This is a genomic window from Streptomyces sp. CB01580 (assembly GCF_001905795.1).
Lineage (GTDB): Bacteria > Actinomycetota > Actinomycetes > Streptomycetales > Streptomycetaceae > Streptomyces.
On the sequence record NZ_LIXJ01000062.1, the window covers coordinates 1 to 6,795 of the forward strand.

The 6,795-nt window shown below is 69.7% G+C and carries 9 protein-coding genes and 1 pseudogene; 6 read left to right on the forward strand and 4 right to left on the reverse strand.

The window, feature by feature from the left end:
- Positions 1-296 (forward strand): annotated as a pseudogene (locus AMK22_RS36705) (dihydrodipicolinate synthase family protein); the annotation flags it as partial.
- A complete protein-coding gene (locus AMK22_RS36710) occupies positions 280-1,308 on the forward strand; it encodes a hydroxyacid dehydrogenase (RefSeq protein WP_073792042.1) in 1,029 nt (342 codons plus the stop codon). The pseudogene AMK22_RS36705 and the gene AMK22_RS36710, both read left to right, overlap by 17 nt.
- A 118-nt stretch (positions 1,309-1,426) precedes the next feature.
- On the opposite strand, the gene AMK22_RS36715 is transcribed toward AMK22_RS36710, so the two are convergent.
- Positions 1,427-1,681: a hypothetical protein gene (locus tag AMK22_RS36715; protein ID WP_073792044.1), complete on the reverse strand. Its 255-nt coding sequence runs from the start codon at positions 1,679-1,681 to the stop codon at positions 1,427-1,429.
- A gap of 285 nt (positions 1,682-1,966) precedes the next feature.
- Between AMK22_RS36715 and AMK22_RS36720 the strand changes: the two genes are divergently transcribed.
- Positions 1,967-2,212, forward strand: coding sequence for a hypothetical protein (locus AMK22_RS36720; protein WP_073792045.1), 246 nt, complete (start codon positions 1,967-1,969; stop codon positions 2,210-2,212).
- 861 nt (positions 2,213-3,073) lie between these two features.
- On the opposite strand, the gene AMK22_RS36725 is transcribed toward AMK22_RS36720, so the two are convergent.
- The gene (locus AMK22_RS36725; RefSeq protein ID WP_073792047.1) at positions 3,074-3,280 is read right to left on the reverse strand and encodes a hypothetical protein; all 207 of its coding nucleotides are present in this window, start codon (positions 3,278-3,280) and stop codon (positions 3,074-3,076) included.
- A gap of 599 nt (positions 3,281-3,879) precedes the next feature.
- Here AMK22_RS36725 and AMK22_RS36730 point away from each other — a divergent pair.
- Genes AMK22_RS36730 through AMK22_RS36740 form a run of 3 tightly spaced genes read left to right on the forward strand, consistent with a single transcriptional unit; the run spans position 3,880 to position 4,931 of the window.
- Positions 3,880-4,296: a hypothetical protein gene (locus AMK22_RS36730; RefSeq protein WP_073792048.1), complete on the forward strand. Its 417-nt coding sequence runs from the start codon at positions 3,880-3,882 to the stop codon at positions 4,294-4,296.
- Positions 4,293-4,625, forward strand: a complete 333-nt coding sequence (locus AMK22_RS36735) for a winged helix-turn-helix domain-containing protein (RefSeq protein ID WP_073792050.1) — start codon at positions 4,293-4,295, stop codon at positions 4,623-4,625. The genes AMK22_RS36730 and AMK22_RS36735 overlap by 4 nt, the downstream gene beginning before the upstream one ends.
- Before the next feature lie 42 nt (positions 4,626-4,667).
- Positions 4,668-4,931, forward strand: a complete 264-nt coding sequence (locus AMK22_RS36740; protein WP_073792051.1) for a hypothetical protein — start codon at positions 4,668-4,670, stop codon at positions 4,929-4,931.
- Positions 4,932-5,148: 217 nt separating this feature from the next.
- Here AMK22_RS36740 and AMK22_RS36745 read toward each other — a convergent pair whose 3' ends face one another.
- Together AMK22_RS36745 and AMK22_RS36750 are read right to left on the reverse strand one after the other, a co-directional pair.
- The gene (locus AMK22_RS36745) at positions 5,149-5,481 is read right to left on the reverse strand and encodes a transposase (RefSeq protein ID WP_073792053.1); all 333 of its coding nucleotides are present in this window, start codon (positions 5,479-5,481) and stop codon (positions 5,149-5,151) included.
- Between the two features lie 325 nt (positions 5,482-5,806).
- Positions 5,807-6,642 (reverse strand): IS5 family transposase gene (locus tag AMK22_RS36750; RefSeq protein WP_107430733.1). Its coding sequence is split into 2 segments (ribosomal slippage): positions 5,807-6,402 and positions 6,402-6,642, totalling 837 coding nucleotides; the frame shifts between segments, so codons are not numbered across the junction.
- Positions 6,643-6,795: the final 153 nt, after the last annotated feature.

Genomic DNA, 6,795 nt, shown 5'->3' on the forward strand with positions numbered 1-6,795 from the left:
TCCGGCGGGCACGCGCCGGTGACCACGACGCCATGGTCGGCTGCCTCGCCCGCCGTCCGGAGCTCACCGACGCCAACAGCGCTGTGTTCGACGTGCGCGGCGGATTCCGCGGCTGTATCGCGGGTGTCCATGAAGTGCTGCGCCGCCAGGGTCTGTTGGAGGGCATCTGGTGTCTCGATCCGAAGGAGGTCTTGTCTCCCGGCCAGGCCGAAGAGATCACCCGGGTCGCCACGGCCTACCCCTGGCTCACCGACGACGACTTCGTCGCGGAGCACGTCGATGACTGGCTCTCCTGACCCGGGGGCGGCCCGCCTGCCGCGGGTCGTCGTCGCCGTACCCCCGCACCTTCGTGAGCAGTTCTTCACTCCCGCGGTGTGGCAGAGCCTCTGCGCCGCGGCGCAGCCGGCCGTCCTCGACGAGCACACCGACCGGGACGCACTCGGTGCGGCGCTGCCCGGTGCCCGTGCCCTGATCACCGCTTGGGGAACGCCCCGCCTCAGCGAGGAACTCCTCGACGTCGCTGACCGACTGGCGATCGTCGCCCACACCGGATCGGCGGTCGCCCCGTACGTCACCGAGGAAGTCTTCCGGCGTGGGATCCTCGTCACCCAGGCCGGTGACGCGATGGCACGCCCGGTCGCCGAGGTGGCCCTGGCGTTCACCCTCGCCCTGCTGCACCGCATCCACCGCTTCGACCACGCGCTGCGCGGCGGAGCCGACTGGGACGAGGCCGGCCAGGCCCCGCCGCGGCACGAGATCCAGGGCTGTGCGATCGGCGTCATCGGAGCGTCCCGCACCGGTCGTGCGTACATCGAGCTGGCGAGGGCACTGGGGGCACAGGTCGCGGTCACCGACCCGTATCTGACGGCCGAGGACGCACAGCGGCTCGCGGTACGGGTGGTCCCGCTGGACGAACTGCTCCGTGGCAGCCGGATCGTCGCCGTGCACGCCCCTGCCACCGCCGAGACCCGGCGCATGCTGGGTGCGCGCGAACTGGCACTGATGCCCGACGGCGCCGGTCTGGTCAACACCGCCCGTTCCTGGCTCGTCGACGAGGACGCGCTGCTGGCCGAGCTGTCGTCGGGCCGGCTGGACGCGGCGATCGACGTCTTCGACACCGAACCACTGTCGGTCCGCCACCTGTTCCGGAAACTGCCGAACGTTCTGCTGACTCCTCATCAGGCGGCGGGCACCGCCGAGTGCCGTCAGCGGCTCGGCGCAAGTGCCGTGGAGGAGGTGCTGCGGTTCCTGCGCGGCGATCCACCATTGCACTTCGTGGGGCCGGACGCACTGGCTCGCGTCCTTTGATCACCTCTCGCGCAGCGTGCCGTCCTCCTGCCGGCTCTCCAGCGTTTGCGCCAGCGTGCGGTGCAGCTCCCAGTTGGCCGGCGGTGGTCCGTCCGCGCCCGGAGCGTGCCGGGTGGCTTTATCGAGGGCCGTCGTCCTGATCAGGGACAGCGCGAACGCGCCTGGCGTCCGGCCGGGGGTCGGTGGTGTCGGGTCGGGGCAGTGCGTGGTGGCCCTGGTGGACGATGACGCCGTCGCGGGTGATGGTGAGCCGGTCGGGGTCGGCTTCTATCCTCGGTGTTTCGACCGGGTCGCCCCCGTGCAGCTCGGGCGGCCCGGCGTACCAGCCGCCCGCGGCCCCCTCGGGTGCGATGTCCACCAGGCGCAGTTCCATGCTGCCCGTGCCGTCCTCGGTGACTTCGTACAGCTCTGTTGAGCGCGGGGCGTGTGTTCAGGCGGCTGGCCACGGTGAGCCTGCGCACGCGGCAGTGCCGTTCCGATGCCTGGTCCGGTCGTGGTGGCGATCGGGAGCGTGCCATCAGAGGATTCAAGGTTTGCTACAGGTTTCCCGAAGCCTGGTCATGCACCTTTGTTCCACCACGAAAGCGGGGGCCGCAGAACAGCTCTTTTGCCGTTCGGCCCGCGTCCCCTTTACAGGAGTGACCAGAAGGAGTCGAACATGCGTATACGCCACGCTCTGACCGGTGCAGCGCTGGGAGCTGTCCTGCTGACGGGTGGTACAGCCGCCACCGCACAGGCAGCATTCACGCCTTCCCAGGCCACGGCGACGTACACCGACATCGGTACCTTCAAGACCGAGAACGCGTGCAAGTCGTTCGGGAGGGCTGGCGTCTACCGCGACTGGTTCTGCAAGCCGAGCACTACCACGACCAACTGGCACCTCATGGTGAACCTGAATTCGTAGGGCACCTCCGGGCTTGGTGTCGAGCCGGTCCTCGACGAAGAGCGAGAACCGGCTCGACGCTTCAGAGTCTTCGGACGATGGCGGCGGTCCGACACATGACCACCCCTGCCTCGCCCACCTATGCCCCGTAGATCCTCCAGCTACAGGAGGCCGGTGCAGCTCACCAGGCGGGAAGCCGCGACTCCCGCTCCCGGGGTGTCGGACCCGGCGCCGTCCGGGCAAGTGGCGGGCGTGAGGCGGTCAGGATCGGGCCGCCGACGACGGGCCGTACAGAGTGTCCTGTACGGCCCGTCGGTGTCTGCACCAGAGGTTCACCGGCGCCGCCAGAACCTCTTTCGCATCGAGCGCGGGGGTGGGCCGACTGCCCGGGATTTCGGGGCGTGGGGGACCTGCACCGTGAGTCCGCAGCCATCACATCCCCGCATACGTCCTGCTGATTGCTGTCGAGCCAGGTGCCGAGCTTGACTTCCACAACCCCGTCAGCGCCGTTCTGACGGCTTGACGGGTCCGTCTCGGCCTCCAGGTGTTCGATGTGCTTGCGAGGTACTTTCAGGTGCCCTTCACGGGCGTGGAACTGGCGGGCAGCAGCGAGGTTCGCGGCCCACTTCGCGTCCTGCGCCCGCGGCACGGGCCGCCCTACCGTCTCGGCCGGCCCAAGTCCAAGGGTGTTCTCCAGCAGCCACTGCTGTGCGGCCACGAGCTGCTCCCACCCGTGCTGCTGCGCGGTGACCCACCGGCCGAGGTCTTCACCCTGCACGACCGCCACCCTGGCGGTTGTCGAGAGTGTGGCGCTGGCCTCAAGGTGGTTGTGGGCGAGGCGGTTCAGCCTGTGTTTTTGCTGGTCAGGGGCGTTTTACCTGGTCAGTTTGGGTTGGCGGCCAGCGCGGTGCCGCCCTCCTCCCTGAGCGGCATGACCCTCGATCCGTAAGGGCGCACCTGGTGGTGGACCTCGTCGCCGCCGGTGACCACCAAGGTGAGGTGCTCGGGAGCGCTACGGTCCCACTTGACCTGCACGATGGTGTCCGCACGCACAGTCCGACTGCCGTAGGCGACGTTCTGCGCCCGCACCCACGTCCTGCATCCCCATAAGTTCCTGTCCTCCCGTACCGCGGCTGCGTCGACACTCCCGATTCTGCTGCTCCGGGATCAACCGGGGGAGGGGACTTGAGGGAAGGCCGGCCGAGCGGGGCGACACACGGCACGGGCACGGTCCTCCGAAGGGGGCGGACGACACCACGCGGAAGACCTGCACCCCGTCGAGTGACGCCGCACCACCTGTCGGACGGCCTGCGGACAGAGAGCCGCGAGTGGTGAGCGCCGGCCTTTCCCCACCGCGCGCAGCTGCTCCAGTCGACTTCGGGGTGGTCGGGGATGAGCGCGTCGACGGGCGCTGTGGTGTGGAGCGCGACGTCGACGGCACTGGCCCGGCTGGTACGTGCGTGCTGATGCGGTGCCAGATGACGTGTGCCGGGGTGGTGTGCGGACCCGTACTCCCAGGTTGCGCGGCCTGTGGGTCCGGAGCCCGGTGGAGCCACCGCCCGCGGGTGACGGCGTGCTCGTCCGTGCCACCGAGGTCCGTTACCCGCTTCGGCAAGTACTTGCTAACATGGAAAGTAGATGCCGGATGGACAAGGGAATTCCCCCGGCGGCAATCGGAGGGGTGTGCTGTGCCTGAACAGATTGACGCGGCCGCGGCGTTGAAGGGGGTCGCCCGGATCGAGGCGACCGCGCGGGCGCGAAGCCGCTGGTACGTCCGCTATCTGTGGATGTTCGCCGGCTGGCAGCTGATCGTGGTTCCCGCCGTGCTGCTGTGGCACGGGATGGTGGGAGCACTGGTCAGCGCATGCGCGAACGCCGTCGTGGTCATGGGTCTTTCGCTGTTCACCGTGCGGCAGCCGGTGATGCCACGCGGCTACGCGCGTGTGCACCTCAGGGTGATCGGCGCCTGGACGGCCGCCTACGCCGTGGCCCTCGTGCTCGGCTTCCTGGTCTTCGCGGACAGCGTCGCCTTCGCCGCCGCGGCCGCCCTCGTCTGCGCACTGCCTGCCGCCGCGACGGCCTGGCGGGAAGGACGCGCCGCATGACGCCGGAGACCTCGGCGGGCCCGGGGCAGGCCCCTCACCCGCGCCACGCACTCGCCCCACTCCTGTCCTCGGCCGTGCGCCTGTCGATCGTCGCCGCCCTCGCCGCCACGGACAAGGCCGAGTTCGGCTATGTACGGGATCTCGTGGAGATCACCGACTCCGCCTTGTCCAAGCAGATCTCCCGCCTGGAGGAAGAAGGCTGGGTGACCGTCGAGAAAGGCCAGGTCGGACGCCGTCCGCGCACCTGGCTGCGCCTCACCGAGGCCGGAACAGCCGCCTACCGCCGCCACCTCGCCGCGCTCGCGGCCATCGCGGGCCCCCTGCGATGACGTGACGCGGGCAGGGAGCAGGGGAGGGCGGGCCGGGCGCGGGTGCGAGCCGTCGCCCACGACCTGCGCACCATTGCCCAGCAACTGCCCGAAGACCAACCATCCCGCGCGCTCGCCGACCTCATCCTCGAAGACACCGAACGCCGCCTCACCGCCCCACTGTGCGGCACGGTCCGGTGCGCCCAGGGCCGGGCCCTCCTCGTCCGTACTCTGTACGGACGCCTGGACCGCCTCACCGAAGCAACAGCCCGCCGTGACAGGGCAACGGCCCAGCCGATCGAGCCCGGCGACGCCGGGCCTCAGTAACAGGGCCGCTGGCCTGCTCCCGCAACGGCCCGGCCCGGACACAGCAGCAGCGCCCACCCCCGTGCGCCGAGGGTGAGTGCCGCGCGGAACTGAAGGCAGTCGGCCTCGATGCCACGGCGCTGCGCAGTCGTCCCCTGATCCTGCCCGACGGCTGTGGGGCCGCCCTCTTCCGAGTGGGTGCCGGCACGGGCTGTATCGGAATGCTCGGCGCCGGAGTTCAGGGATGAGGGTGTTGGTTGAGCCATTGGGCGGCGGCCAGGCCGAGGAAGGCGAGGAAGTGCGAGTCCTTTCGTTCGCATCGGACGGTGAGGCGGCGGTAGCCGAAGAGCCAAGCGATCGACCGTTCGATCTTCCAGCGGTGCCGACCGAGGCGTTCGCCGGACTCGATGCCGGGCCGCGCGATGCGCGCGACGAGCCCGCACTCGCGCAGCCAGACCAGGTGTTCGGCGGAGAAGTACGCCTTGTCCGCGCGGAGTTTGACGGGTCGGTGCCGCCGTGGTCCCCGGTGAGGGGGATCTCTGAAATCGACCAGCGATACTCGTCGCCCCACTCGCTCCGTCGTTCAACAGAGTGGGGCATTTCGGCGAGCGACACACCGCTGCCGGCCGGGGCCGCCGCTCGTGGTGTGCGGGACGTGCCACCCGGTCAAGGACGCCTGCGGCGGCGCTAAGTGCCGGGCCCGGCTTACGCGCGGACGAGAAGGATGGCGGCGGAGGGCATGAGCGAACGCCGGAGGCCGGCCGAGCGACCGCTGATCAGCTTGTGGGCAGGAGCCTTCGTCCTGCCGCAGTTCGCACCGCCGGTCGGGCGTGGTCGTGGCGGCCGTCGGTGCGAAGTGCGCGGTCGCTCTCAGAGCCTGTCGGGTGGCCGGTTGATTACGCTGCGATGAGGTCCTCGACGGTCTTGGCTCGGGCGGTCTTGCGGTGGGATTCATGGCTCCACCGTGATGGCTGCCCGGCGAGCCGGACGAGCATCAGGCGGATCATCGCCACCTTGATCATGGCTTCGGAGGTCGCGGTCAGCCGTTCGTAGTCGCGGGCCAGCCGACGGTTTCGGACCAGCCGGCCGAAACTTCGCTCCACCACCCAGCGGCGGGGCAGGACCTTGAAGCCCTTGACGTCGTCGGTTCGCTTCACGATCTCGACGACGATGTCCAACGCGTCGCGGGCCCATGAAAGCAGCGTGGAATCAACAGAGTTGGCGTATCCGCCGTCGGCCCACACCAGACCGACCGTGCGAAAGCCGGCGGCGAACTGGGCCAGGATGGCGCGGCCTCCGGCCCGGTCCTGCACAGAGGCGGAGGTGACGGCGACGACCAGCAGCAGGCCCATCGTGTCCACGATCACGTGTCTCTTCCGCCCCGGTGTTCGCTTGCCCGCATCGAATCCGCGTGCCTCGCCGCCCTCGCTGGTCCTGACCGACTGGGCATCGATCACGGCGGCCGACGGCTCGGGATCACGGCCGGCCCCGACCGCACCTGACGGCGAAGCTCGTCGTGGACGCGGTCCCAGGTGCCGTCCCGCCGCCACTTGGTGAACCAGCGGTGTGCCGCGTCCCAGGGCATCAGGTCGCGCGGAAGCATCCGCCACTGGCAGCCCGAGCGCAGCACGTAGAAGATCGAGTCGAGCACCAACCGATCCCCGTACTTGCGCACCCCGCCGCCTCTTCGCAGGTCACGCACAGGAAGGAGCGGCTGGATGATCTCCCACATCTCATCGGTCAGGCTGGACGGATAGCATGGGCCGCTGACGGCCTCGGAGTTGTCGCACTGGCACACACCACGTGATCATTCCGGGGCCGTCGCCATGCCCGGAAGGCAGATCACGACCGTCACGCTTCACGCATGATGACGCCGACCCGACCG

Coding starts and splice junctions, on each gene's coding strand:
- AMK22_RS36710 (WP_073792042.1), top strand. CDS start 280: ATGACTGGCTCTCCTGACCCGGGGGCGGCCCGCCTGCCGCGGGTCGTC.
- AMK22_RS36715 (WP_073792044.1), bottom strand. CDS start 1,681: ATGGAACTGCGCCTGGTGGACATCGCACCCGAGGGGGCCGCGGGCGGC.
- AMK22_RS36720 (WP_073792045.1), top strand. CDS start 1,967: ATGCGTATACGCCACGCTCTGACCGGTGCAGCGCTGGGAGCTGTCCTG.
- AMK22_RS36735 (WP_073792050.1), top strand. CDS start 4,293: ATGACGCCGGAGACCTCGGCGGGCCCGGGGCAGGCCCCTCACCCGCGC.